The organism is Psychromonas aquatilis (genome assembly GCF_038155185.1).
Classification (GTDB): domain Bacteria; phylum Pseudomonadota; class Gammaproteobacteria; order Enterobacterales; family Psychromonadaceae; genus Psychromonas; species Psychromonas aquatilis.
On record NZ_JBAKAZ010000019.1, the window covers coordinates 1 to 25,833 of the forward strand.

At 36.9% G+C, this 25,833-nt stretch carries 24 protein-coding genes; 11 read left to right on the plus strand and 13 right to left on the minus strand.

All coding sequences use genetic code 11. The features are described from left to right. Positions 1 to 154: 154 nt before the first annotated feature. The 4 genes from V6256_RS06675 to cmoA all read right to left on the minus strand — a co-directional run bounded on the left by V6256_RS06675 (position 155) and on the right by cmoA (position 4,735). Positions 155 to 2,203, minus strand: coding sequence for a cation:proton antiporter domain-containing protein (locus V6256_RS06675; RefSeq protein WP_341597298.1), 2,049 nt, complete (start codon positions 2,201 to 2,203; stop codon positions 155 to 157). A gap of 122 nt (positions 2,204 to 2,325) precedes the next feature. Beyond that, positions 2,326 to 2,916: a CoA pyrophosphatase gene (locus V6256_RS06680; RefSeq protein ID WP_341597299.1), complete on the minus strand. Its 591-nt coding sequence runs from the start codon at positions 2,914 to 2,916 to the stop codon at positions 2,326 to 2,328. A 70-nt stretch (positions 2,917 to 2,986) separates the two neighbouring features. Continuing rightward, positions 2,987 to 3,973, minus strand: a complete 987-nt coding sequence (gene cmoB, locus V6256_RS06685; RefSeq protein WP_341597300.1) for a tRNA 5-methoxyuridine(34)/uridine 5-oxyacetic acid(34) synthase CmoB — start codon at positions 3,971 to 3,973, stop codon at positions 2,987 to 2,989. 27 nt (positions 3,974 to 4,000) lie between these two features. Further along, on the minus strand, positions 4,001 to 4,735 hold the full coding sequence (cmoA, locus tag V6256_RS06690) for a carboxy-S-adenosyl-L-methionine synthase CmoA (RefSeq protein WP_341597301.1): 735 nt from the start codon (positions 4,733 to 4,735) through the stop codon (positions 4,001 to 4,003). 167 nt (positions 4,736 to 4,902) lie between these two features. Between cmoA and aspS the strand changes: the two genes are divergently transcribed. Next, a complete protein-coding gene (gene aspS, locus V6256_RS06695) occupies positions 4,903 to 6,702 on the plus strand; it encodes an aspartate--tRNA ligase (RefSeq protein WP_341597302.1) in 1,800 nt (599 codons plus the stop codon). Between the two features lie 340 nt (positions 6,703 to 7,042). Here the strand turns inward: aspS and V6256_RS06700 are convergent, their stop codons facing one another. Together V6256_RS06700 and V6256_RS06705 are read right to left on the minus strand one after the other, a co-directional pair. Beyond that, positions 7,043 to 7,942: a bile acid:sodium symporter family protein gene (locus V6256_RS06700; protein ID WP_341597303.1), complete on the minus strand. Its 900-nt coding sequence runs from the start codon at positions 7,940 to 7,942 to the stop codon at positions 7,043 to 7,045. Positions 7,943 to 8,596: 654 nt separating this feature from the next. Beyond that, positions 8,597 to 9,469, minus strand: a complete 873-nt coding sequence (locus tag V6256_RS06705) for an aspartoacylase (protein WP_341597304.1) — start codon at positions 9,467 to 9,469, stop codon at positions 8,597 to 8,599. A 604-nt stretch (positions 9,470 to 10,073) separates the two neighbouring features. Between V6256_RS06705 and V6256_RS06710 the strand changes: the two genes are divergently transcribed. The 6 genes from V6256_RS06710 (at position 10,074) to leuE (ending at position 16,617) form a co-directional block, all read left to right on the plus strand. Beyond that, positions 10,074 to 11,060 (plus strand): Bug family tripartite tricarboxylate transporter substrate binding protein, encoded by a 987-nt coding sequence (locus V6256_RS06710; protein ID WP_341597305.1) that lies wholly within the window; start codon positions 10,074 to 10,076, stop codon positions 11,058 to 11,060. A 235-nt stretch (positions 11,061 to 11,295) separates the two neighbouring features. Continuing rightward, positions 11,296 to 11,784, plus strand: a complete 489-nt coding sequence (locus V6256_RS06715; RefSeq protein WP_341597306.1) for a tripartite tricarboxylate transporter TctB family protein — start codon at positions 11,296 to 11,298, stop codon at positions 11,782 to 11,784. Between the two features lie 14 nt (positions 11,785 to 11,798). Next, the gene (locus tag V6256_RS06720; protein ID WP_341597307.1) at positions 11,799 to 13,298 is read left to right on the plus strand and encodes a tripartite tricarboxylate transporter permease; all 1,500 of its coding nucleotides are present in this window, start codon (positions 11,799 to 11,801) and stop codon (positions 13,296 to 13,298) included. A gap of 226 nt (positions 13,299 to 13,524) precedes the next feature. Then, entirely contained in the window at positions 13,525 to 15,138 is a 1,614-nt protein-coding gene (locus V6256_RS06725; RefSeq protein ID WP_341597308.1) for an ATP-binding protein, read from the plus strand. Continuing rightward, entirely contained in the window at positions 15,139 to 15,840 is a 702-nt protein-coding gene (locus V6256_RS06730) for a response regulator (protein WP_341597309.1), read from the plus strand. It begins immediately after the preceding gene. 111 nt (positions 15,841 to 15,951) lie between these two features. Continuing rightward, the gene (leuE, locus tag V6256_RS06735; RefSeq protein ID WP_341597310.1) at positions 15,952 to 16,617 is read left to right on the plus strand and encodes a leucine efflux protein LeuE; all 666 of its coding nucleotides are present in this window, start codon (positions 15,952 to 15,954) and stop codon (positions 16,615 to 16,617) included. Between the two features lie 279 nt (positions 16,618 to 16,896). On the opposite strand, the gene grcA is transcribed toward leuE, so the two are convergent. Beyond that, positions 16,897 to 17,277 (minus strand): autonomous glycyl radical cofactor GrcA, encoded by a 381-nt coding sequence (gene grcA, locus V6256_RS06740; protein WP_341597311.1) that lies wholly within the window; start codon positions 17,275 to 17,277, stop codon positions 16,897 to 16,899. Between the two features lie 340 nt (positions 17,278 to 17,617). Here grcA and ung point away from each other — a divergent pair, with 340 nt between their 5' ends. The 3 genes from ung (at position 17,618) to V6256_RS06755 (ending at position 19,840) form a co-directional block, all read left to right on the plus strand. Further along, the gene (gene ung, locus V6256_RS06745; protein WP_341597312.1) at positions 17,618 to 18,268 is read left to right on the plus strand and encodes a uracil-DNA glycosylase; all 651 of its coding nucleotides are present in this window, start codon (positions 17,618 to 17,620) and stop codon (positions 18,266 to 18,268) included. Positions 18,269 to 18,385: 117 nt separating this feature from the next. Continuing rightward, the gene (locus V6256_RS06750; protein WP_341597313.1) at positions 18,386 to 18,925 is read left to right on the plus strand and encodes a hemerythrin domain-containing protein; all 540 of its coding nucleotides are present in this window, start codon (positions 18,386 to 18,388) and stop codon (positions 18,923 to 18,925) included. Between the two features lie 240 nt (positions 18,926 to 19,165). Then, positions 19,166 to 19,840 (plus strand): 2OG-Fe(II) oxygenase, encoded by a 675-nt coding sequence (locus tag V6256_RS06755; protein ID WP_424141050.1) that lies wholly within the window; start codon positions 19,166 to 19,168, stop codon positions 19,838 to 19,840. A gap of 86 nt (positions 19,841 to 19,926) precedes the next feature. Here V6256_RS06755 and V6256_RS06760 read toward each other — a convergent pair whose 3' ends face one another. From V6256_RS06760 to rsmE, 6 genes are all read right to left on the minus strand, one after another. After that, positions 19,927 to 20,538, minus strand: a complete 612-nt coding sequence (locus V6256_RS06760; RefSeq protein WP_341597346.1) for a peroxiredoxin-like family protein — start codon at positions 20,536 to 20,538, stop codon at positions 19,927 to 19,929. 287 nt (positions 20,539 to 20,825) lie between these two features. Further along, positions 20,826 to 21,455, minus strand: coding sequence for a LysE family translocator (locus V6256_RS06765; protein ID WP_341597314.1), 630 nt, complete (start codon positions 21,453 to 21,455; stop codon positions 20,826 to 20,828). A 292-nt stretch (positions 21,456 to 21,747) separates the two neighbouring features. Next, positions 21,748 to 22,194 (minus strand): Holliday junction resolvase RuvX, encoded by a 447-nt coding sequence (gene ruvX, locus V6256_RS06770; RefSeq protein ID WP_341597315.1) that lies wholly within the window; start codon positions 22,192 to 22,194, stop codon positions 21,748 to 21,750. Beyond that, entirely contained in the window at positions 22,194 to 22,847 is a 654-nt protein-coding gene (locus V6256_RS06775) for a YqgE/AlgH family protein (protein ID WP_341597316.1), read from the minus strand. The genes ruvX and V6256_RS06775 overlap by 1 nt, the downstream gene beginning before the upstream one ends. Before the next feature lie 92 nt (positions 22,848 to 22,939). Then, positions 22,940 to 23,893, minus strand: coding sequence for a glutathione synthase (gene gshB, locus V6256_RS06780; protein ID WP_341597317.1), 954 nt, complete (start codon positions 23,891 to 23,893; stop codon positions 22,940 to 22,942). A 22-nt stretch (positions 23,894 to 23,915) separates the two neighbouring features. After that, positions 23,916 to 24,644: a 16S rRNA (uracil(1498)-N(3))-methyltransferase gene (rsmE, locus tag V6256_RS06785; protein WP_341597318.1), complete on the minus strand. Its 729-nt coding sequence runs from the start codon at positions 24,642 to 24,644 to the stop codon at positions 23,916 to 23,918. Between the two features lie 220 nt (positions 24,645 to 24,864). Between rsmE and V6256_RS06790 the strand changes: the two genes are divergently transcribed. Then, entirely contained in the window at positions 24,865 to 25,821 is a 957-nt protein-coding gene (locus V6256_RS06790) for a methylenetetrahydrofolate reductase (protein ID WP_341597319.1), read from the plus strand. Positions 25,822 to 25,833 lie beyond the last annotated feature (12 nt).

Genomic DNA, 25,833 nt, shown 5'->3' on the forward strand with positions numbered 1-25,833 from the left:
CTGTCTTTATTATTAAGTGAAAACTAAGGAGTGACAACTAGTCTGACACAGGGGGGAAGCTGATGTAAATGATGTGTCATAAGGTATGTTATAAAAGGTTTCGTGATTAACACGAAACCTTTTTATATAGTTGCTGTTTATATAGTAACAGTGATTACTTAGGGTTATTCACAGGGCTTTTTTCTGATGTATATTCAGGCTCTTCTTCCAATGCAATTTCTTTGGCTAATTCTCTTTCCCTTTCCTGTTCTGCGAGAATAGCTTGTTCTTCCTGTTGTTGTAATTTTTTCTCTTCTTCTCTTTGTTGAGCTTCTAGTGCCTCTTTCTGCTTTTTAGCGGCTAGCGCCGCTGATGCTTGTTCTTTCGCAACTCGTTCAGCTTCTGCATCTAAAGCGCTTTGACGTTCTGCATGTTTTTGTGCTTCGGGCGGTAACAAACTAATTAACTCTATACCAGCTGGAAAGGTTTTAGTTTCTGCACCGGTAATCACAGTCACGTTACCTTCTTTATTGATGTACAGTAGTGGCATAGCCGTTTCACCGTAACGCTTAGTGAAATTTTCGAAGGTGAAATTTTCAGTAATATTAGTGACTTTGAGTATCGCACCTTTAGTCATTAAGTTGGCGAGTTTCGCGTAAGAGGTATTTTCACCAAACAGCGTTAAACGTTTTAAGTATGACTCTGATAATTGATGACGTGCACTCGCGCTATCAGGGTTATTTAATCCGAATACTTTTTCATCTCCAAGTAAGTCCTGAAAGTGAAATGTCACTAACGGATTTAATTGGCGATATGGTGACATCACTAATACTCTGCCGATGCCACTTAAGTCCATGAAGTTAGTAGCATGCTCGGAAGCTGGGTTACCAAAGTAAACGGGGATATTACGCATACGGGCCTTACGAATACTGTCCCAGTTATTATCAGTTAAAATAACTTTAACGTTCTTAGACATAAGAATAATAGCTAGCTCTCGTGAAAAAGAAGAGGCTCCGAACATTAATAAACCTTCTTTTGACCCTTCTTTTACTCCTAAAAACTTAGCCCAACGTCCAGCGGTTAAACTTTGAATGACCACAGTACCTATTATCACAAGGAATACTAAAGGCACGATCGACTCAGCTCCTTTTAATCCCACTGTTTCTAGTTTAATGGCAAATAAAGAGGAAATAGCAGCGGCAACAATACCGCGTGGAGCCACCCAGCTTAGGAACCACTTTTCTTTGGCTGATTGACTGGTACCAAGCCCAGATATCCAAACACTTAATGGACGCGCCACAAACATCACCACCAATAATACACCTAACCCACCCCAGCCAAGGTCTAACATTGCACTTGAATCTAAGCGTGCAGCGAGCAGAATAAACAGTGCAGAGATGAGTAAAACGGTCAGCGTCTCTTTAAATTCTAGAATGTCTGCGATATCCACACCGCGCATATTGGCTAACCAAATTCCCATCACGGTTACCGTTAATAAACCAGACTCTTCCTGCAAAAGGTTAGAAGCAACAAAAATACCTAGCATAATGGTCAATACAGCAGTATTACGTAGATAGTGAGGGAATAAGTTTTTTCTAATGGATAGTCCTGTTAAATAGCCACTAATCACGCCTAAACCAAACCCTAGTAATAAAGTTAATCCTAGTGAATGTAAAACATGTGATGTGGGATCTGCTGTGACGGCAATATATTCAAATACGAGAACTGCTAACAGAGCGCCAATAGGGTCGATCACAATGCCTTCCCAGCGTAAAATACTGGCTAAATTTGCTTTTGGTTGAACTGTTCGTAGCATAGGCACAATTACCGTTGGACCGGTAACGACGACGAGGGCACCAAACAACATGGCTATTGACCAATCAAGGTCTAAAAGATAATGCGCGGCTGGTGTGATACATGCCCAAGTAATAAAAGCACCTATGGTTACAAGGTGTGAAACCATTCTACTGTGTTCTTTAATCTCTTTAAAGTTAAGTGTCAGTGCTCCTTCAAATAGAATAACGGCTACCCCTAGTGAAATAATAGGGAATAGAAGATCACCAAAAATTTCATCTGGATTTAGCACACCTAAACCAGGACCTAATAATAAACCGCATAATAAGAGTGGTAAAATAGCTGGTAAATGCAACTTCCAGCCTATCCATTGACACAAAAGCGATAGTACACCGATTAATGCCAGCATACCTGTGATGTGTTCAAGCATATTTTATTTCCTTTTCTTGATTGTTAAATCAATTTTTATTGTTACTTAACGTAGGTGACTATCATTGGTGATATGTCGTCGTATTTATTCTATTACCTACTGTGTACATAATGTGAACTTACTTATCTGGGTCGTAAGTGTTGCTGTAAGTTAATTAACATCTGTGCTGTTGCTCCCCATATTAAATACTCTTGGTACACACAACAGTAACTAAAGTGTGGCTTATTATTTGTAATCCAATGCGTTTTAGTAAAGTTTTTAGGGTTAATAATAAAAGAAAAGGGGACTTCAAATGACGCTCTCACTTCTGAGCGGTCAATTGAAATTTGATGGGTGTTATCAACAAAGCCGATATAGGGCGTAACGTGATAACCGCTGTTTGTTTCTATCGACGTTAAATGTCCCACCAATTCCACTTTATGTTGTTCAATGCCTATCTCTTCTTCGGTCTCTCTTAACGCAGTGATAGCAAGTGAATTATCTGTGACTTCATACCTTCCTCCAGGAAAACTAATTTGTCCCGGGTGATGTTTTAGGTGTAATGCTCGCTGCGTTAAAATCACATGTAATTCATTATTTCTTTGTACTAATGGTATTAATACAGCGGCTTTTTTGAGAATTTTGTTGGGATTATAACGTGTATTTTGTAATGGGGTATGTGTTAATTTATTTGGTTGCAAAATGAAATGACTTAAAAAATCTTGCTTCTTCATATTTCCACACCTTTCCTTAACAGTAATCGAGTATTGCCTACCCAATTACTGTTATGTATTTCAGTCATGTTTAACTTAAAGGTTTGACTGCTTTTTTGGCAATCAATAATGCACGTTTAGGTGCAGGATGACCTTCAATGGTTTTAGTTGGATCATTTGGATCTAAATAATCTTCAAGGGATTCATTTTTCATCCAAGCAGTACTGCGTTGTTCACCGGTTAAAGTGTCGTTAATATCAACAATACGAACATCTTCAAAACCACATTTTTCAACCCATAATTTAAGTGCTTCAGCACTAGGTAAGAACCAAATATTACGCATTTTGGCATAACGATCTGCTGGCACTAATACATCATTTTTATCGCCAGCAATTACTAAGGTTTCTAACACCAGCTCGCCACCTTCCACTAACTGATCTTGCAGTTGAGTAATATGGTCCATTGGTGATTTACGGTGGTATAAAACACCCATCGAAAATACGGTATCAAAAGCCTCAAGCTTAGGAAGTTCTTGGATCCCTAAAGGTAATAGGTGAACATGTTGATCTTTATTCGCAAAATGACGCACCGCTTCAAATTGGCAGAGAAAGAGATCACTAGGGTCGATTCCCACTACAAACTCCGCTCCCTCACCACGCATTCGCCACATATGGTAACCACTGCCACAACCTACATCTAATACGTAGCGATATTTTAGAGGGCTAATATGTGGTAATACACGATCCCATTTCCAGTCACTGCGCCATTCTGTATCAATATGTACACCGTGGATATGGAAAGGACCTTTGCGCCATGGGTGAAATTTTTGTAATAGGTTTTCTAATTTTTTGCTTTCACCTGTTGATAATTCTGTGCCATTACCAATACGCACTTCGTCTTTTAGCTCAATGTGCTGCGTTTCAATAGTCGGAAACTTATTTAATACACGTATCCAACTCGCTAACGTACCGTGAACATGGGTATTTTCCCAGTCATGTAGTTGAGCGGGTAAGTCGCGTAACCAATGGCTTAAACGGTTTTTAGCAATAATACTGTAAAAGTTACTGAAATCGATCATGTGTTGCCTTGCTGTAATGTGTGATGATTAATCTTTAATACTAAGAATTGAACCAAAGTTAAAACATTGGTACCAAAGTTCATTGTGTTTAAAGCCTGCCTGCTGAAGACGCTGATAGTGCTGCTCTACGGTATCAGAGATAAGCACATTATCTAATGAAGAGCGCTTTTGGCTGATCTCTAACTCGCTGTAACCCTGACTTCGTTTAAAGTCTAAATGCAAATCGATTAATAGCTGGTGGCTAGTCGTATCTTCAAAAATAAACTTTTCAGATAAAATTAATACGCCACCCGGTAATAAGCCATTATAGATATTAGTGAGCAGTGATAGACGTTTTTCTGGTGTTAAGAATTGCAATGTGAAGTTTAATACCACCACAGATGCATTCTCAATTTTTACATTACAAATATCATCTTGTAATACGGTGACGGGCACGTCTGATTTATAAGCTTGAATATATTGCTGGCAGGTTTCTACCATTGCTGATGAATTATCCACTGAGATAATCTGACAGTTTTGTTTATTGATCAGGCCTCGGCGCATTGAGAGAGTTGCTGCACCTAATGAGCAACCTAAATCATATAGATTAGAGTTATCTTGTGCACAACGTTGAGTAATCATCGCAATACTATTAATAATCTTTTCATAACCAGGTACTGAACGCTTAATCATATCAGGAAAGACTTGCACGACTTGTTGGTCAAAGCGAAAGCTATCCACTTGTGGTAAAGGTTGACTATAAATATTATCGGTTTGGCTCATAGGGCTGCCTAATTATCTAATGTGTTGAGGTTTGAACTAACTAATGCTGCGCATTTTACTTAAATTGTGCGGCAGGGTCATTTTTTTATTTAGCCATATTACTCAAGCGCATTTTCTTTTATAATGTATTGAATTATTTTGTAATGTATTTAAAACAGGAATCGATAATGCGCACTATGTATTGTGGTGAAGTGACCGAGGCTAACATTGGTCAACAAGTTGAATTAGTAGGTTGGATAAACAAACAACGAGATCTAGGTGGGGTAACCTTTTTAGATGTACGTGATCGTGAAGGTATTGTACAAGTTTTCTTTGATAACGATACACCTGAAGCAACAGCTATTGCTGCAACGGTTCGTAATGAGTTTTGTATTAAAATGAAGGGTGAAGTACGTGCCCGCCCAGAAGGTCAAGTGAATAAAAACATGACTACTGGTGGCATTGAAATTCGTGGCCTTGAGCTTGAAATCTTAAACCGAGCAAAACCTTCTCCATTAGATAGTAATCAAACTAACTCTGAAGAGCAACGTTTACGTTACCGTTACTTAGATCTACGTCGCCCAGAAATGGCTGAACGTATGGTTTTCCGTTCAAAAGTAAGTAGCTTTGTACGTCGTTTCTTAGATGATAACGGTTTCCTAGATGTTGAAACGCCTATTTTAACTAAAGCGACACCAGAAGGTGCTCGTGATTACTTAGTGCCAAGCCGTACTAATAAAGGTCAATTCTTTGCATTGCCACAATCACCACAGTTATTCAAACAATTATTAATGATGTCTGGGTTAGATAAATACTACCAAATCGTTAAATGTTTCCGTGATGAAGATTTACGTGCCGATCGCCAACCAGAATTCACGCAAATAGATATCGAAACTTCATTTATGAGTGCTGATGAAGTAATGGATAAAACGGAAGAGATGGTAGTTAAACTTTTCCAAGAAATGCTAGACGTTGATTTAGGTTTATTCCCTAAAATGACATACGCAGAAGCAATGCGTCGTTTTGGTAGTGATAAACCAGACTTACGTATCGACTTTGAACTTGTTGACGTAGCGGACCTTTTAAAAGAAGTTGAATTCAACGTATTCTCTGGTCCTGCAAATGATGCAGACAGCCGTGTTGCTGTTATCTGTGTTCCTGGTGGTGCATCACTTTCTCGTAAAAATATCGATGAATACGGTAAGTTTGTTAACATCTACGGTGCTAAAGGTTTAGCGTGGATGAAAGTAAATGAAGCAGCTAAAGGTATTGAAGGTGTTCAATCACCAATCGCTAAATTCTTAAATGAAGAGATTGTGGCTGAAATCCTAAAACGTACAGAAGCAAAAGACGGCGATATCATCTTATTCGGTGCTGATAAAGCAAACGTTGTGGCTGAAGCAATCGGTGCATTACGTCTTAAAGTTGCTGAAGACCTAGGCTTAATTAAAGATGAATGGAAACCTCTTTGGGTTATCGACTTCCCAATGTTTGAGCCACTTGAAGATGGCGCATTAACACCATTACATCACCCATTCACTGCACCAATTAACCTTACTGCAGAAGAATTAGAAGCAAACCCAGTGGGTGCTATCTCTAATGCTTACGACATGGTATTAAATGGTTGTGAGTTAGGTGGTGGTTCTGTTCGTATTCACAAACAAGATATGCAAGCAGCGATTTTCCGCATCTTGAACATCTCTGATGACGAAGCACAAGACAAATTTGGTTTCTTATTAGAAGCGTTACAATACGGTACACCACCACATGCTGGTTTAGCATTTGGTTTAGACCGTTTAGTGATGTTAATGACTAAAACAACGTCTATTCGTGAAGTAATTGCCTTCCCGAAAACAGCGTCAGCGGCTTGTCCATTAACTAATGCACCGGGTTTTGCTAACCCAGCTGCACTAGCTGAATTGAATATTGCTGTTGTTAAAGAAGTTAAAGAAGCTAAAGCTGAAAAAGAAGAAGCTAAAGAAGGTTAATTCCTTTTAGATTAAACTTCTCTTTATGAAAGGGGGACAATGTGACTAGCGATAGTCATCTTGTCTCCCTTTTTGTTTAAGGACTGTTTGTTATACCAATCACACTAATTAACATCTTATAGTTAATTCTCCGATAGACTATTAACGAAGTTAATCGACGAAAGACTCAAATTACGTCTTAAGCTAAGTCACTTTTTCTGCGTAAAATTTAGAACACTTAGTTAATATAATTAGTATTACTTCCCCGTGAACAACAATCTATCGCTATTATTCATTTACTTTTTATTGCTGTGAAGTTAAAAGGTAAAAAAGCATATTATGACATTGCTTCTCTCAATCGTTAAGTTTTGGCATTTATTGGCAGCGCTGTTTTATCTTTGTTTAATACCCAATAGACAAAAATAAAAGCAGGTATATTCATTAAAAGGCCGTACATTAAAGGTACTGTTGCCAGTGCAGGTTGATGCATCACGGTGAATGCAACCATCATTGCCGTTCCAGCATTTTGAACTCCCACTTCGATTGCCATGGTTTTTCTATCCGTTTCATTAACGTTTAATTTCCCTGCAATAAAATAAGTTATTATTAACGCTAAACTACACAAGGTGATCACTGCTCCTCCCTGCAAAGAAAACATGCTAGGGACAAGCGTTAAGTTTGTTAGTACTAACGCACTAACCACTAGTAGCATTGCAATGGTGGAGCCTTTTTTAATCACAGGAATAATAGATTGTGACCATTCATTAGCAAAATAACGAATACACATACCGATAACTGTTGGTAATAGAGTGACTAAGGCAAGTTGCTTAATTGCAGGTAATAGCGGTAAGTTAAAATATTGATTATTGGCACTACCGCTGTAATGGATAAATCCAACAAAGGCGATTGGAATAATGAATGGCGATAACATACTGACAATACTCGTTAAGCAAACACTCAAGGCGAGATTACCTTTAGCAATAAATGAAAATAAGTTTGAAGTCGCACCACCTGGACATAAGGCTAATAAAAACAGTCCGGCTGCAGCTATTTGATTAAGTGAAAATACGTTAATAATAATGAGAGCAAGTATCGGCAGTAATAATAATTGCAATAACAAACCGATGATAGTGACTTTAGGATCGCTTAATATTGCTTTAAAATCCTTTATCTTCAGACTCAAGCCCATTCCTAACATTACTAGGGCTAAGACAATAGGTAACATAATTTGCGTAACAATTTGCGCGATCATTGCTGTCATAAATACTCTTAATTTAGGATTAACGTCATATAATTGATATTAACTCTTGTTTGGTTTTGTGGTTTTGATATAGCGCATTATTTATTAATTTTTAAGGGAGTATAGGAAAACCGACTTATATAATTAGTGATATTGTAGGCTAGTTTATCTTAAGGTTTGTCTTGGTAAGTTGCTGATAGCAATAAGTGTCAATTAATCATGACCGGCGATATTGATAATGAATGCCATGAAAAGTTAAAAATACAACGTCTTTATAAGTAGTCTTTAGGTTCATAGTAGAACATTTTAAGTGACTAATTAATGATTGGCGAAAATGCGTAGAATAGAAAGTCATCAATAAGGAAAATGAGTGGTTATACCAATCACACTAATTAACTGATCTATTTTACTTGTTAAAATAACTTATTTCTTCGTTGTAATTTTCGCAAATAGAAAAACTATTAAGGAATTAACATCTTATCGTTAATTCTCCGATAGACTATTAACGAAGTTAATCGACGAAAGGCTCAAATTACGCCTTGAACTCAGTCATTTTTTCTGCACAAAATTTAGATCACCTATTTAATATAATGGTATTAATTCAATTCCCTTTATCAATGACAGTTTCCCTATCAATATATGTGGTTCTAATTAATGTATTCGTTGATAGGGCCTTTATTCAATTGTCACCAGTCGTTTATCTGCTAAGGCCATAGCAATATTTTTTTTGCAATAAGCACTTTCATTAATAAAATGTGGGTAAGTTTCTAGGGTATTTAAAGGGCAGATCTCTTCGCCTGAAAGAGTGATTAAAAGCGCTTGTCCTTGCTTCACGACATCAAAATCTTTTCCACAAATTGCAGGGTGTACCATTGCTTGTCGCATTCCCTCTTTATCTACCGGTATGTGTACTTCTTCGGTGTAATAAAATGCGTGATATTCTTGCAGGTCCTGTAATTTATCAAGATTATCTTTTTCAACGTAATCAAGTAGCACAGTTAATAACTCTAGCATCAAAGATAACGTTTTGTGTTGTAGGGAACCATGCGCTTGTGCGCCGACTTCTATCATCACCCCATACTTTGCTGTAGTACAAAGATATGCTTGCTCAGACCATGACTTTTCATCTTCAAAAAGAATGTTTGCATTGGGCATTTGCTGTTTAACGTAGGCACCCATCTTGCGGTAATATTGATCATTAGACAGTAATATAAGGGTCGCGCCCATATTGCTCGTTGTATTGTGTAAGTCAATCATGAGCTGATTGTTGCCTTGATTGTGCTCTGAAATAAACTTTTGTGAAAGCAATCGTTCGTGTGAATGAGTATCTTGATTATTGTCTACACTAGAAAATTCACGATTTAAATCAGTATCAATAAAGCGGCTAGCAGATTGTACGGCATTAGAGTTAACAATCTGAGAAGTGACGGTAAAGCTTGAGCGTTGTGCATTATAAAGCTTATCTTTTATTAATTTATTTATATAAATTCCCGATAGTTCATTGCCATGTGTGCCAGCTAAGATAAGAACATTGTCAAGCTTGTGCATTGTTTTAACTCTCCTAATTATTAACCTTACAATAAAATACGTTATAACATATCATTTTATTTAAAAAGTTATTTAATAAAGTTTTATCATTTTGTTTTTTGAAAGAACAAGTAATTAAGTTTTTAACCTTTGTCATGAACTTAAAGAGGGATGATATAAAATATTAATGTAGGCTTGGTTATCCCATGCAGAGTTAAATGTTTATAATCAGCGCAAATGGATGGTATGTATTGGTCAAGCAGATACTTAAATTAATGTTATGGCTGAAAACGACCTAATAAATAGTGCAATGATAAAATTATAAATCATTGTTTTTATGATATATTTTTTATTTTAGCATTTTTACCTGCGAATAAACGCCATAAAAACCATAAGCTCCATTGATTAATGGCGTTTAATTGTCTTAATTCACATTTCCAACACTCCTCGATGCGTATGCTACCCCCTCAGTTATTTTATTTAACAAATAATAAACACTGTTGTAACAACATAAATGAATCAGAGGGTATTTTCGCGAATTTTTAACTGAGAGAAAAACGCAGTCAAAGCCGGATATTATGACCTCCGTTCATTATTTTAGATAACAAGCAAAGGATGTATGTTAATGATTAGATTAAAAAAAATGTTCACAGGAATAGTGATTGCGACAACCTCACTGATTTCGATCAACTCTGCTGTGGCTGCAGACTATCCTCCTCATACGATTAATATGGTGGCGCCTTCAGGTGCTGGCGGTGGATGGGATTTAACTATTCGTACTGTTGCTAAAACGTTAAAAGATACGGGGCTTGTTGATGCCAATATGCCTGTAGTAAATCGCCCTGGTGGCGGTGGTGCTGTAAATTTATCTTACATGCAAACTCAAGTGGGTAAAGGCGATCTCATCTCGGTTTATTCACCACCTATTTTATTAACTAATTTAACAGGGCTGACTCAATACAGCTATAAAGATACAACACCACTAGCACGACTTATTACTGATTATGCTGCTTTTGTTGTGCCAGAAAATTCAAAATATAAATCGATTAAAGATGTAATGGATGCCCTTAAGAAAGATCCTAAATCAGTCAAAATTGGTGGTACATCAGCTGCTGGTTCAATGGACCATATTCAATTCCTATTAGTCGCTAAGGCTGCTGGTGTTGAAAACCTACGTAATATTGACTACGTCTCTTTTCAAAATGGTAGTTTAATCGCGCAGGCATTAGGCGGGCATGTTGACCTGATTTCAACTGGGTTAGGCGATGTTGCAGGTTTAGTTGAAAGTGGCAAATTACATGCGTTGGCACAAACTGCTGATAAACGTATTGGTACTGGACTGATTGCTGAAATTCCAACAGTAAAAGAGCAAGGCATTGATGTGATCTTTGAAAACTGGCGTGGCTTGTTTGGTCCAAAAGAGATGTCAGAAGAAGCTGTGGCATATTGGCGTGACACGCTACAAAAGATGGTAGCAACACCTGAGTGGGAAGCTGCATTGAAACGTAATAGCTGGGATGATGCTTACCAAGATGACCAAGCATTTTCTGAGTTCTTAGGTGAAACAAATGACCAATATAAAGCACTAATAAAAACCGTTTTTGGTCGATAAAAGCTGCTTGTTAAACGATTAATTTCATTAATAGCAAGGTATCCATTTGATACCTTAGCTATTGATACTCTTGCTGATAATTCAAGATTAGTTTCGTTTTAAAACTGATAAAAGCTTTGTGTAAAAAGCAAAGCTTACTTCCTCAAAATTATGCTCACAACCTATCCGTAATAATAACAATGAAGGCGAATAGCAGCATAATTTAACAAACTCAATTATTTGCTAAAGGTGTAATATGTCAAATATAAAACCCAATTGGGATGGTCTAACAGGGCTATTTAGTATTGTCTTTGGTCTATCTTATGGCGGCTATGCTTATAGTTTACCTCAGCCAATGTTTGGTAATCCATTAGAAGCGATTTTTCTACCGCTTACTGTCTCAGCTATTGCGATATTGATTGGTGTACTACTGATTATTACAGGGGGACTTGCCCCTTCGATAATGGCTGTAAAAATGTTATTAAACGAAAGCCCAAAACGTAAAAGTGACCGCAGAAAAGTTGCTATAACAGCCGTGATTTGTGTTTTTTATGCACTTATGTTTGAACATGCAGGTTATGTAATTAGCACTTCTATATTTATGTTTGCAATGTTGACGGTTACTTGTGGATTAGCTTTTTGGAAAAAAAGCGCCTTAATTTCACTGATATTTGCTGTCAGTATTTTCATCACTTTTAATGAAATGCTGTCAGTTAACCTTCCTCCGTTCCCATTTTTTAATTAAAAGGCCTAATAGATATGGATATTTTATCGAGTTTAATGGATGGCTTTGGTGTTGCACTGCAGCCTTATTACTTATTTTTAATTCTAGTCGGTGGTATTTTAGGGACGGTGATCGGGATGTTACCCGGTCTTGGCCCTGCAACGGGTGTTGCCATTTTATTACCTATGACTTTTTCAATGGGACCAACCGCTTCACTTATTACTATGATGGGCGTTTATATTGGCGCTATGTTTGGTGGTTCTAGAAGTTCGATTTTGATTAATACGCCGGGAGATGGAGCTGCTTTAGCTGCAACTTTTGACGGTTACCCAATGGCAATGAAAGGTCGAGCTGAGTCTGCATTAGCAATATCAGCGATTGCCTCTCTGATTGGCGGCACAATTGCTGCTGTTTTGATGACATTAATGGCAGAGCCTGTTGCTGGCTTAGCCATTAAATTTGGCCCAACCGAATACTTCTTATTGATGGTTGCCGCACTTTCTATGACGGTGTCGATGTCAAAGGGCAATATGCTTAAAGGCTTTCTTTCAATGTGTATCGGTTTAGCCATTTCAACCGTGGGTATTGATGGGCAATCTGGCTTGCAACGATTTACGTTCGGCGTATTAGAGTTACAAACAGGCATTGATTTCTTAGTTGTTATCATTGGTATTTATGCATTAGGCGAAGTATTTAAAAGCTTTAGTACACTTGGTGAAGGTGGTAAAAAAGCACAAACTAAATTTAAAAAGATTTGGATAAGCAAAGACGATTGGAAACGTTCAAAGTGGCCTATATTACGTAGTGCTCCCGTTGGCTTTATCATTGGTGCGCTTCCTGGTGCTGGTGGCACGATGGCTTCATTGATGTGTTACAATAATGAAAAGCAGCTATCTAAAAATAAAGAAGAATTTGGTCATGGTGCAATTGAAGGCTTAGCTGCACCGGAATCAGCGAATAATGCTGCATCTATTGGGGCAATGATCCCTATGCTGTCACTGGGCGTTCCTGGCTCTGGTACAACGGCTGTGATGATGGGCGCATTATTAATGCTTGGTATTCAACCAGGACCATTATTATTTGCACAACACCCTGATACAGCTTGGGGATTGATTGCTAGTATGTTTGTGGCGAATGTTATTCTTGCGATTGTTAATTTACCACTGGCAGGCGTGTTGGTTCGATTACTGGCCATTCCACCAAAAATACTTTACCCAATCGTTCTTAGCTTAGCTTTTGTTGGTTGTTTTGCAATTAGTGCATCTGTTGTCGACTTCTATATTTTGATTATTCTAGGGATAGCTGGGGTATTGATGTCACGAGTTGATATTCCTACGTCACCGATGATTTTAGCGGCTATTGTTGGCAGTCAAATGGAGCAGTCATTTAGACAGGGTTATAGAATATCAAACCAAGATCTTAGTGTTTTCATGGATTCTGGTATTGCTAAAGGATTACTTGTCGTGATTGTATTATCGATAGTGATTCCTCTTATTAACGCGATCCGTTCTAAAATGAATAGTAAATCTGCATAATATGTAATTTTAATATTTTACGTTTTTATGAGTAACAAAAGCCTGAGAAGCATACTTAATCGTATGCTTCTTTTTTTTGTTTTTAGAGAAAATTTATTGATAGGGGATCGAAAAGCGAAGCAAGCAGTATTGTCTAAATATTATTTCAATTTAATATCAGAGATTCAAAAGTCACAAATTCAAGCAATATCCATCTTCAACACAGCGATTAGGTATTATATAACACATGTATTCTTCATCATCTAAATTGACCTTTCGTCTTAAAATATTTCTCCTGTTATTCGGATTAGTCATTTTACAAATGTCGGTTATGGTGTGGCATTTTGACAGTACTTTATATAAGTCTATTAAGCATCAAGTGGGGACCCGTGCACTGATTCAAGCCAAAGAAATTGCCAGTGGCCCTGCTTTAGTCGAACAAATTCAAAACAACGACTTGAGTACATTACAAGCGAGTATAGACCGTTTATCAAAGATCTCTGATGCGAGTTTTATTGTAATTGGTGATAAAAATGGAATACGCCTTGCTCACCCAGTAAAGGAGCGTATCGGTTTACCTATGGAAGGCGGTGATAATGCCGGTGCATTGGAAAATGGTGAATCTTATACTAGTTTGAGAGAAGGCAGTTTAGGTTATGGAATTCGAGGAAAGTCACCAATTTATGATAATAATCATAATATTATTGGTGTCGTTTCTGTTGGTTATTTGCTTAATCGATTTGATCAATGGATTGAGGTGTATATGACACCATTATTGATTGAAATATTAAGTGTCTTTATTCTTACTTTATTCGCTGCATGGGGGTTTTCACGGCATATCCAGAACAAAATGAATAATATGGAGCCGGAGGAGATTGCGCTTGCATTAAACCTGCAAAAGTCGATATTAAGTTCTGTCTATGAAGGATTAATTGCTATTGATCGCAGGGGCTATTTTTTAAACATAAATCATTCAGCCCGGCAGTTACTTGGTATTGAACAAGATATTACTTATTTAAAAAGCCGGAATATCATCGAATTTGTGGAAAATTCAGAGATCTTTTTTCGTGACCCGTTAGCTGACAATATTAAAGATGAGATGTTTCTTTTTAAGGAGCAGTATTTAATTGCTAACCGTGTTGCTATTTTTAAACAAAAAGAACTTATTGGTTGGGTTATTAGTTTTAGAGAAAAAAGTGATATTGAAGCGTTAACAAATGAACTCAGCCAAGTTCAACAGCATACCGATACGTTACGTGTTTTACGCCATGAGTTCTCTAACCGTTTAGCGACTATTTCTGGCTTGATTCAAATGCAACGCTTCGATGAAGTACAGCAGTTGATTTCACAGGAAAATACCAGCAAGCAAAAGCTACTCGACTTTATTCATCAACAAATACATTTACCGCAAGTCGCAGGCTTATTATTAGGTAAATCATTACGGGCAAAAGAGTTAAATATCTCATTAATTTTAGATCCGACTTGTCAATTATCCCCACTTAACTCATTGTTAAATGAAACAGAGTTATGTGCGATTATGGGGAACTTAATCGACAATGCTTTTGATGCCATTCAACGAAGTAGAGAAGGGAAGGCGATTGTTAATGTATTGATAACCGATGCGGGTGAAGATTTAGTGATTGAAGTTACTGATAATGGGCCTGGTATTGCTCCTGATTTAATAGACGATATCTGGACAAAAGGTGTGACCAATAAAGCTGATAATCAAAATCATGGTATCGGATTATATTTAGTGCATCGCTATGTGACGCATGCAAATGGTTTTGTGATCGTCGATAATGCCGAACCACAGGGATGTATTTTCTCTGTGTTTATTCCGAATAATTGTAAAGGTAAATAAATGGATAAAATTGATGTATTAATTGTTGAAGATGACGCCAAAATAGCACAAACACATAGCGAAATTTTACGACAAACTGCGCGCTTTAATCCAATTGGTATTGCTGAAACGATGCAGATGGCAAGAACGATGATTAAAATCCATAAACCCAATATCATTCTGTTAGATAATTATTTACCTGATGGAACAGGAATTGATTTATTTCGGGAACTGATTGCAGATAAATCAATGCACAAAACGAATGTGGTGTTAATTACTGCCTCTGATGAAATTGATACCGTTAAAACAGCGATGAAATTAGGTTGTTTTGATTATCTTCTTAAGCCCGTTTCTTATGAGCGCTTACAAGAGACCCTTAATCGATACCTAACTCTTAATACAGCGATGAAAGCATACGATAATTTACAACAACGCCAAATTGACGAACTTTTTAATATTCAATTACGCGATAAACACCAGCAATCCTTACCAAAAGGAATAGAAAGTATTACCTTAGATACTATTAAGCGTGTTTTTTCACAGAATATTGGCGTACGGTTTACCGTTGAGAAGTTAGTCTTAGAAACAGGAATAAGTAAAACGACGGCTCGTCGATATTTAGAGTACTGCTCTGCGAATGGTTTATTAAGTGCGGAGAATGAATACGGTAAAGTTGGGCGACCAGAAAGAGTTTATGTGAAAAGAGGGGATAATATTGAGTGATGATTCAAGACATGGTATCTCTTTAGGCGATAGATGTTTGTTACTCTTTGGTTAAATTGGAATATTCGAATTAGCTTTTAATTTGTTAGTTATCGTGTTTATGCAGGGAAGATGATGGAAAGTTTTGGTGTCATTAATTATATTACTTATTTTTTAGGTGCTTTGTTTGTTATTTTATTACCCGGCCCAAATTCACTCTATGTACTTGCATTATCTGCTCGGCAAGGCGCATCAACAGGTTGGGCCGCAGTCGCTGCTGTCTTATTAGGGGATTCATTATTGATATTGGCCACAACACTTGGTGCCGTGACCATATTAACAACTTATCCTGCTATTTTTATGGCGATTAAATATGCTGGTGCTGCTTACCTTAGTTATATTGGTTACCACCTGCTTAAGGATGCTATTCATACATGGCGTAAAAAAGATGATGCTGAGTTACAGCGCTCTATCACTGTAAAACAAACCTCTAAGGGACAAGCATTTCGAAAGGCGTTATTGGTAAGCCTGTTGAACCCTAAAGCAATTTTATTTTTCTTATCCTTTTTTGCTCAGTTTGTTGATCCTGAATATGCTCAACCCGCTATTCCATTTTTAATTTTGGCAGTCACTATCCAAACAATGAGTTTTTTGTATCTGACCGTATTGGTTTACGCAGGACAAACATTAGCCGAAACATTTAGAAAACGTAAAAAGGTAAGTTCGATTTCAGGTGGTGGAGTAGGTGTTGGTTTTGTTGCCTTTGCTGTTAAATTAGCTTTAGCAAGTGCTGCATAGCAACCATATTGATAATATAGATTGTAGCGACTCGGAACCTTGATTTATAAGTTTTGATTCTACCTCTACTTAATACACTATCTTTCCTGAGGCTAGTGCTGGTGGTGTGAGATAGCAATAAATAATATGCTAAGTTTAGCATTCTCTTATTTAAAAATACTGGGTGAGAGTAGTTGGAAAGAGGTCGTTAAATAAAAAACGAATACTTTAAAAGAGGCAAAAGAAAAACCTAACACAAGTAAGTGCTAGGTTTCTATTTTTAAAACTTAAATATACTGATTATAAGGTTTCAGTAAAAGTACGTGTTAACACATCTTGTTGCTGCTCTGGTGTTAACGAGTTAAAACGCACTGCATAGCCCGATACACGGATAGTAAGTTGTGGGTATTTTTCTGGGTGTTTTACTGCGTCTTCTAATGTTTCACGACGTAGTACGTTAACATTTAAATGTTGTCCACCCTCTTGAATTGCAGGTGCTTGAACAGCAACTTCTTTATATTCAATATCACCTAACTCATCTAAAGAAACAACTTGATCTTCAGCATAGGCATTATCTTTTACGCATAAACAGCGTGCTTGAGCATTTTCTTGATCTAATAGCCAAAAAGAATTAACAAGAGATGCGTTATCAGATTGAGTAATTTGGATACCTAAAGCCATGATATGTCCTTAATTTTTATATTGTTTAATATTGCTATAAAATATAGGGTGCTATTAAATGTTAGCTCGGTAAAACTGATATTTAATGCAACGGTTAATGAATCTGACTTAAATTATATGGTTGATTTTTGTACATGTAAATGTCAATCACCTACTTTATTTATGGTTTATTTTGATGGAGATTGAGCTACATCAATGAAACTTAATAAGTGATTGTTTTCATTGTTTTTAATATTATTTTTCAATGTGTTATTTGTTTCTGTTATGTTGATTTTATGTTGCCGATATAACAGTTTTAACATCTATTTTACCCTTCATATTATTTTTTGGAGTATCAACAATGAGTTGGTCAAGTTTTCTTAAAGCACAGTCCGAACAAACCTACTTTAAATCTATCGAAACTTTTATAGAAGGTGAGTTGGCATCTGGTAAAGTCATTTACCCGCCTAAACAAGACTGGTTTAATGCCTTTACTTTAACTGATTTAAAAGATGTAAAGGTCGTGATTTTAGGACAAGACCCTTATCATGGGCAGGGGCAAGCACACGGCTTAAGTTTTTCTGTTCCAGATGGGATAAAGATACCGCCTTCGTTGCGTAATATTTTTAAAGAGTTAGATGATGATTTAACTGATTTTGAGATACCAAATAGTGGCGATTTATCAAGCTGGGCTAAGCAAGGGGTTTTGTTGCTAAATACTGTATTAACAGTAGAGCAGTCAAAAGCGGGGAGTCATTCTAAAATAGGTTGGGAGCGATTTACAGATAATGTGCTTTCACATATCAATGGCAATACCGAAGGGACGATTTTTCTTTTATGGGGAAATCACGCTATTAAAAAAGCAGCTATGTTGGATTTGAAGAAACACCATATTTTAACTGCAGTTCATCCTTCGCCACTTTCAGCCTATCGCGGCTTTTTCGGTTGTAAGCACTTTTCCAAAGTGAATGACTTATTAAAACAACAAGATAAAACGCTAATTGATTGGTAGTGTCTTGTTCTAATAACGTTTTGATAATTTAATGATCTATTTATTGATTTTAGACATAAGTTTGTAACATTAACTTGGTTATTATTTAGACTCTGTCATTAATCGTTGGAATCTAAAATGCTTAATATTATTCATAAAGACCATAAAAATATCATGCAGTTGTTATTGTTGGTGGAAGATAACATTAATTTATTAAAGGATGAGCAAGAAATTGATTATCAACTTATTAAATCGATTACCAGTTATCTTAAAAAGTATGCTGATAAATACCATCATCCGATGGAGAACTTAATCTATGCTCATTATTTAAAATACCGTGTTGTCGAAGATAAAGTGGCAAACCGTTTAGTAGATGAGCATAAAAACTTAAAGCTGATCACTGCTGATATTGATGAAATGCTTGATATGATTATGTTGGATGCAATCATTCCCAAAGAGCTTATTATCGAAAAATTATCGGGATTCCTGTCATTACAAAGACAACATCTTATGTATGAAGAAACTGAAGTATTACCTCAAATAGCACAAACCTTGACGGAAGATGATTGGGCTCATTTAAATTTACAATGGCAACATAAAAAGTATGAGGATCCTCTTTTTGGTAAGAAGATTTCAGAACAATATAAGGCGTTATCAGAGTCTATCTATCAAAGTTAATATTATTTATAACTTATTTTTATAATGAGGTTATTAAACACTATTTTATTGAAAAATTAACAACATAATATGCTACATATTATGTTGTTGTTTGGTTAATTTAATGACATTATCCGCGCTCATACCTCTGTAAGCAACAGACTCAGGCTTTATACTATAAACTCTTTCCTTTTATAGTTAATTCATCCCTCTGAAAATAGACTCAGGTTAAATTATTTTTTTAATTAAAAAGGCGTTCTTGTGGCAGCTGCAAAAAATGTAATTGATTTTACCGGGGCTGGTGGAAATGATGATTTGTTATTTTCTACTATTGCAGAGGGTATTATGAATACCGGTTATAGTATTATACCAACGGCGTTACCAGCATGGTTAACTGATACCTTATTTACCCATCAACAATTGATGGAGGCAAGTAAGTTTAAAAATGCAGGGGTAGGGCGCGGTAAGCAATACCTAAAGAATGAGTTTGTGAGAACTGACGCAATTAGTTGGATCACTGGTGAAACAAAAGCGGGAAAAGCATGGCTAAGTTGGGTCGCTGATCTACAAGTTTATTTAAATCGTCGATTATTTTTAGGCTTATTTTCCTTTGAAAGTCACTTTGCTCATTACAGCCCTGGGGACTATTACAAACGTCATTATGATGCATTTAAAGGAGAGTCAAATCGCGTCTTATCATTGATTGTTTATTTTAATAGTAACTGGCTGGCAAGTGATGGTGGTGAGCTGGTCTTATATCAGGATCAGTATGATCAAACAGGCATAAAAGTAGTTCCTTTGATGGGAACGATTGTGGCTTTTCTAAGTGAAGAGTTTCCCCATGAAGTATTAGCTGCAAATCGTGATCGATATTCTATAGCAGGCTGGTTCAGATTGAATACCTCAATGACTGACCGAGTTGATCCTCCACGCTAAGGCTTGAAAATAAATTGCTGAAGGAGGCCAGTACATGAAGCTGACTTCCTTTTCGTTTCTAAGCTATCTCTAAACTATATCTGCCTCTAAACTAGTTTTTTTAGCTCATTGATAATATCTTCAGGCTCTGAGCGCACACGGTAATCAACATCTACAAAGCGCCATACAGCAATACCTTGCTGATTTAAGATATAGGTTGCTGGAATAGGCATAATGTTTGCGTTACCGTTATTGATCTTCTCAATGTCTAGTTGATGATCAACTTTCATGTGCGCTAATACAAAATCAGGCACTTTCCATGACACACCAAATTTAGCCGCAACATCAGCGTCTTGATCTGATAAAACCTCAAAGCTCATCTTACTTATTTCATTTTCAGTGAGTGAGTTATCAGGTACTTCAGGACTAATTGCTACTAACTGAGCACCTAAATCATGGATTTCTGGTAAACGTGACTGTAGAGCTTTTAATTGCAGATTACAGTAGGGGCACCAGCTACCTCGATAAAAAGTAACAATCACTGGACCTTTGGATAATAAGTTACTTAATGAAGTTAATTTACCTTGTTGATTTGGTAATGAAAAAGCGGGTGCTTGGTCACCTAGTTTAAGTGCATTTTTGCCTCGGTTTGTTCTCTTAATGTAGTCATCTTTTTTCCTAATTAGCGATGGGAGTAGAGGTCTATTCTTTGATTTAATTCACTAGAACATAAAAAGAACAAGTGTTCAACAAACTATCAAGAAGCGTTATAAAAAATACATTTTGCAATTTTATTAATTCTGAGTGGTTAAATCGTTGTCGATAGATCTGTTAACGATAGTTATTGAGTAAACAATCTAGCTGATTAGGGAGGCGTGATATTAAAAGTTAAAATGAATTAGTTGGTATTAGTGTGAATGTACTGGTCAGGTAGAAAAAGGTGATTGAAGGTATGAGTGAGCAGTGTATTACCTGCGCAATAGACAAGTAATACATAAAAGAGTGGCTACTTTTCCATTAATAGCTTTACAGCTAAGCCAATCAATACAACGCCTGTTAAACGTTCCATCATTAGTTGCGTTCTCCCGCCATCAAAACGTTTTTTAGCGGCAACAATCATACGACAGATAAATGCTTGCCAACAAAGTGCAATCACAAAATGAATTGCTGCCATTAATAGTGATTGCATAAAAGCAGAGTACTCAGGATTAATGAATTGTGGTAGGAAAGCTAAATAGAATATCGCTGTTTTAGGGTTTAAGGCATTTGATAGCAAGCCCTCACGGAAGCTTCTGCTTGCTTTAAAGCTACCTTGACTGCCTAGTTTTTCTGGATCTTTTGCTGAAGCAAAAAAGCTGTGTCTTAAACCTTGAATACCTAAATACAAGATATACAGAGCACCAATCATCTTCACTGCTTGGAATAATTGTGGTGATTGTGAAAGTAATAACGAGATACCCACAGCAGATAAAGTGGCATGAAAAAATAAGCCAAAACAGATTCCAACATTAGTAACAAATCCATCTTTTTCACCACCTCGTGTGGTATTACGAATAACTAATGCGGTGTCGAGACCTGGCGTTAGGGTTAAGATGGTGATGGCGATCAGAAAAGCTTCAATATGTAAGATAGGCATTGGCGGTCCATTTTTTGATTATCAAAGGCTAGCATCCTAGACTTGAGGTGTAGCATCCATGTTACGTTGTACTGTCTAATTACAAAGGTAGGTAACTGATATTATGCATATTAGGCAAGTATCGTTTAATATAAAACTGAATGTGAGGTAGGTCAATATTAATATCAAAGTTACTGCTGAAATGATCACGAAGCTAAAGTGTAATAAGGAGTGTAATAAATAACAGATACTTAAGCAGAAATGGTTAAGTATCTGAGGTGTATTGAGTAGGAAAGAGGATTAAAAAAGTAAGTTATTGATAATAACTTTCCATCCAACTTTCTAAAATTAATGCGGCTGATACACTGTCAACTTTGCCTTTTTCAAGGGCTTTATAACCACCGCGCTCAAAAATAAACTCCTTTGCGCTGGCCGTTGTTAGCCGTTCATCTTGAAAGGTTACCTTGGCACCAAAACGCCCAGCTAAACGGTTACCAAACTTTTTGGCTCTTTGGGTAATGGGTTGTTCTGTGCCATCCATATTTAAGGGTAAACCAACAACAATCAGATCGGGATTCCACTCTTTTATCACTTTTTCAACAGTATCCCAATTCGGAATACCGTCATTGGCTTTAATTGCGGCAATCGGCTGTGCGGTGGCTGTGATCATTTGCCCCGTTGCAACGCCGATGCTTTTAGTCCCAAAATCAAACCCTAATAGTGAGCTTGGTGTTTTGTTTGTGTTGGTCTTAGATGTCATTATGCATGGCCTATCTCATTGCTTAGTTGTAATGGGTCAACACCTAATCGGTGTAAAGAAGCACTCCATCGTTTATCAACGGGTGTTTTAAAAATGGTGTCTGTTTCGCAATCAATGGTGAGCCATTGGTTTTGATTTATTTCATCTTCTAATTGTCCTGGATCCCAGCTTGAGTAGCCCAGGGTTACCATGTAATTTTCAGGCTCTTCAGCCGTACCTAATGAAGAAAGGACTGCATTCGAATTAGACATCATCAGTTGCTCATTAAGTAATGTACTATGCGATGAGTCTCCCATTGGGCTGTGTAGTACAAAACCACGGTCCATATCCAGCGGACCACCTAAAAAAACAGACTTTTCAATAGGTGGAGTAGGCTCATGATTGATGCTTTCTGCATTTTCTAATAATTCTTGCACGGTTAATTTAACTGGGTAGTTAACAATAAACCCCATTGCCCCGTGTTCATCATGCTCACATAAATACACAACAGATTGTTTGAAATAAGGATCGGTTAAAGATGGCATCGCAATTAAAAAGTGATTTTTAAGAGAACAGGTATTATTACTGTTAGTGTTTTTTGATGATAAGACATCTGAAGTACTGGTGTTACTGTCTGAATCGGCAAAAGGGGTTTTAGTATTATGTTTTGTCATATGATTCTCCATCAAAATTAAGCTTGGTAGGCTTAAACTATTTCTACCAAGCTTAAATAATAAACCAAATACTTCAGTATCATTAAGGGCGATTAGGCTTTTTTAATACGTTTCTCAATCGCATCCATCAACTTACCACTAATGTTGGTACCGTAAGCGTTATCAATTTCTTGGATACAAGTAGGGCTAGTTACATTAATCTCGGTCACTTTATCACCAATCACATCTAAGCCAACAAAAATCAGGCCTTTCTCTTTCAGTGTTGGACCAATGGTATTAGCAATATGCCAATCTGATTCTGAAAGTGGTTGTGCTACGCCGGTACCACCTGCTGCTAGGTTACCACGAGTTTCACCTTTCGCTGGAATACGTGCTAATGCATAAGGCATTGGCTCACCATCAACAATAAGAATACGTTTATCGCCAGATTTAATTTCAGGTATAAAGGCTTGTGCCATACAATAGCGTTGTTGATGCTCTGTAAGGGTTTCAATGATAACGCCGATATTACTGTCATTTTCTTTGATACGGAAAATAGAAGCACCACCCATCCCATCTAGTGGTTTCAAAATAACATCTTTATGTTTGTTATGGAATTCTCGAATTTTTGCTGCACTGCGTGTTACTAAAGTAATCGGCGTGAATTCACTGAACCAAGCTGTATACAGTTTTTCATTTGCATCACGTAGACTTTGAGGTTTGTTAACAATTAAACAACCTTCAGTTTCTGCGCGCTCTAGTAAATAAGTCGCGTAAATATATTCAGTATCAAATGGTGGATCCTTACGCATTAGTACTGCATCTAAATCAGCAAGAGGGTGATCTACAGCTTCTTCTAATTGATAGAAGTTGCCAGCTTCACGTTGCACAGTTAATTTTTTACTGGTTGCAAAACAACGCCCATTTTCAAGGTATAAATCTTTCATTTCTAGGTAATATAGTTCCCAACCACGTGATTGAGCTTCTAATAACATAGCAAAACTTGAATCTTTTTTAATGTTTACATCTTCGATGGGATCCATCACGATGCCGATTTTAATGGTCATATTTTTTCCTATTGATAATGGTTTAAGCTAAGTCGCCAAAGCGACACTGCAATGCAGTAATAGCAGTTAAAGCTGCTGTTTCTGTGCGTAATACTCTAGGACCTAATAATGTTTCAGTAAATTTCAGTGTTTCGGTCAAATTGATCTCCTCGTCACTGAAACCACCTTCCGGTCCGATTAATAAGCGAATGTGTTGAATATCATCGGGTAATGTATTAATTGAATACGTCGCACGCGGATGTAATGTTAATTTACAACATTCAACGGGATCTTCACACCATTGTGTTAATGCTTGCGTTTGATTAATTTGAGGGACAATATTTCTCCCTGATTGTTCGCATGCTGCGATCGCTATTTTTTGCCATTGTTGTTGTTTTTTGGCCATGCGTTCAGCATTTAATTTAACACCGCATCGCTCACTGATTAAAGGGGTGATTTCATTAACACCTAATTCAACGGCTTTTTGAATCACAAACTCCATTCTATCTCCACGAGAGATCACTTGGCCTAAATGTAAGTACAATGGGCTTTCATTGCTTGTTTCTTGAAAGGTGAGAATCTTTGCATGGCAACTGCGTTTTTGAACGTCACAAAGTTCAGCGAGGTATTGACCTCCTTGCCCATTAAACAAAGTAATAGCATCACCGTTAGCTAAACGTAACACTCGAATATGTTGTGTTGCATCATCACATAATTGGATTGTCGTATTTTCAGATAAGGGTTGTGGGTCATAAAAACGGGGATTACGCATAAAGGCTACTTTTTGTATGTAAATAACCTTAAGTATAACGCGAAAGCTTTTCATATCGCTACGCTTTAACGGCGAATAAAAATATTCACTTAGACAGGTTTGTTCTTAAGCTGATAATTATATTATTAAACAGCGCTGATTATCCTTGCTTGGCTAATATCAATTAAGAGCAAGTTATGGGATAATTTTTTATATTTTTCTGTGATAGTTTAGGATTTTTATGTACAACTCTAAGTTAAAAAACATTACTACTGACCCCAAGCGTGGCGTTTATTTTATCGGAACAACGCCACCTAAAAAAGATACCGATCTCGAGCTTGTTTCTGGTATTGCAGATAAGTTATTAAGTCGATTAGATGAGATTGAGTATGATGGCCTGATCGTTTACGACATCCAAGATGAAACCTCAAGAACTGATAAACCTCGCCCTTTCCCTTTTAAATATACTCATGATTCACGTTTATACTCGAAGCTATTACACGATAAAGTGAATAAACCAGTGATTACTTATAAAAGTGTTTCACAGCGTGATGCAAGTGACTTCACTGCTTGGTTATCGGATGCTTGGCATCAATTTTCAGTACGCGACATTGTATTGGTGGGATCACCCTCATCAGAAGGGGAAATTAAGCTCTCTTTAAATGATGCTTACAAAACGTTATCTGATCACCCTCAAGATTTTTATTTAGGAGGCGTTACAATTGCTGAACGCCACGTTGCTAAAGGCAATGAGCATTTGCGTTTACGTAATAAGCAAGAGCAAGGCTGTGAATATTTCATTACGCAAGCGGTTTATAATGCACAAGCGACCATTGACCTGTTAACGCGTTATGCAAGCGAGTGTAAGCAGCAGGGTGTTCAACCGAAACGCGTTATTTTGACTTTTTCTCCTTGTGGTAGTGCTAAGACCTTAGAGTTTATTGAATGGTTAGGCATCTCAGTACCAGAAGCAACTTCATTGCGTATTTTAGAGGCCGACAATCCATTAAAAGAGTCGTTACAAATTAGTCGCAATAATTTTGAACAAATCTTACAAGCGGTACTACCTTTTAATATTCCATTAGGATTAAATATCGAAAGCTTAACCAATCGCAAAGAAGAGATAGATGCTGCTATATTATTATTTAAACTTCTAAAAGCCACATTGGACTTAAAGTTGGCTGAATCACAACTATAAGAAGTAGAGGAT

Coding starts and splice junctions, on each gene's coding strand:
- V6256_RS06675 (WP_341597298.1), bottom strand. CDS start 2,203: ATGCTTGAACACATCACAGGTATGCTGGCATTAATCGGTGTACTATCG.
- V6256_RS06680 (WP_341597299.1), bottom strand. CDS start 2,916: ATGAAGAAGCAAGATTTTTTAAGTCATTTCATTTTGCAACCAAATAAA.
- cmoB (WP_341597300.1), bottom strand. CDS start 3,973: ATGATCGATTTCAGTAACTTTTACAGTATTATTGCTAAAAACCGTTTA.
- cmoA (WP_341597301.1), bottom strand. CDS start 4,735: ATGAGCCAAACCGATAATATTTATAGTCAACCTTTACCACAAGTGGAT.
- aspS (WP_341597302.1), top strand. CDS start 4,903: ATGCGCACTATGTATTGTGGTGAAGTGACCGAGGCTAACATTGGTCAA.
- V6256_RS06700 (WP_341597303.1), bottom strand. CDS start 7,942: ATGACAGCAATGATCGCGCAAATTGTTACGCAAATTATGTTACCTATT.
- V6256_RS06705 (WP_341597304.1), bottom strand. CDS start 9,469: ATGCACAAGCTTGACAATGTTCTTATCTTAGCTGGCACACATGGCAAT.
- V6256_RS06710 (WP_341597305.1), top strand. CDS start 10,074: ATGATTAGATTAAAAAAAATGTTCACAGGAATAGTGATTGCGACAACC.
- V6256_RS06715 (WP_341597306.1), top strand. CDS start 11,296: ATGTCAAATATAAAACCCAATTGGGATGGTCTAACAGGGCTATTTAGT.
- V6256_RS06720 (WP_341597307.1), top strand. CDS start 11,799: ATGGATATTTTATCGAGTTTAATGGATGGCTTTGGTGTTGCACTGCAG.
- V6256_RS06725 (WP_341597308.1), top strand. CDS start 13,525: ATGTATTCTTCATCATCTAAATTGACCTTTCGTCTTAAAATATTTCTC.
- V6256_RS06730 (WP_341597309.1), top strand. CDS start 15,139: ATGGATAAAATTGATGTATTAATTGTTGAAGATGACGCCAAAATAGCA.
- leuE (WP_341597310.1), top strand. CDS start 15,952: ATGATGGAAAGTTTTGGTGTCATTAATTATATTACTTATTTTTTAGGT.
- grcA (WP_341597311.1), bottom strand. CDS start 17,277: ATGGCTTTAGGTATCCAAATTACTCAATCTGATAACGCATCTCTTGTT.
- ung (WP_341597312.1), top strand. CDS start 17,618: ATGAGTTGGTCAAGTTTTCTTAAAGCACAGTCCGAACAAACCTACTTT.
- V6256_RS06750 (WP_341597313.1), top strand. CDS start 18,386: ATGCTTAATATTATTCATAAAGACCATAAAAATATCATGCAGTTGTTA.
- V6256_RS06765 (WP_341597314.1), bottom strand. CDS start 21,455: ATGCCTATCTTACATATTGAAGCTTTTCTGATCGCCATCACCATCTTA.
- ruvX (WP_341597315.1), bottom strand. CDS start 22,194: ATGACATCTAAGACCAACACAAACAAAACACCAAGCTCACTATTAGGG.
- V6256_RS06775 (WP_341597316.1), bottom strand. CDS start 22,847: ATGACAAAACATAATACTAAAACCCCTTTTGCCGATTCAGACAGTAAC.
- gshB (WP_341597317.1), bottom strand. CDS start 23,893: ATGACCATTAAAATCGGCATCGTGATGGATCCCATCGAAGATGTAAAC.
- rsmE (WP_341597318.1), bottom strand. CDS start 24,644: ATGCGTAATCCCCGTTTTTATGACCCACAACCCTTATCTGAAAATACG.
- V6256_RS06790 (WP_341597319.1), top strand. CDS start 24,865: ATGTACAACTCTAAGTTAAAAAACATTACTACTGACCCCAAGCGTGGC.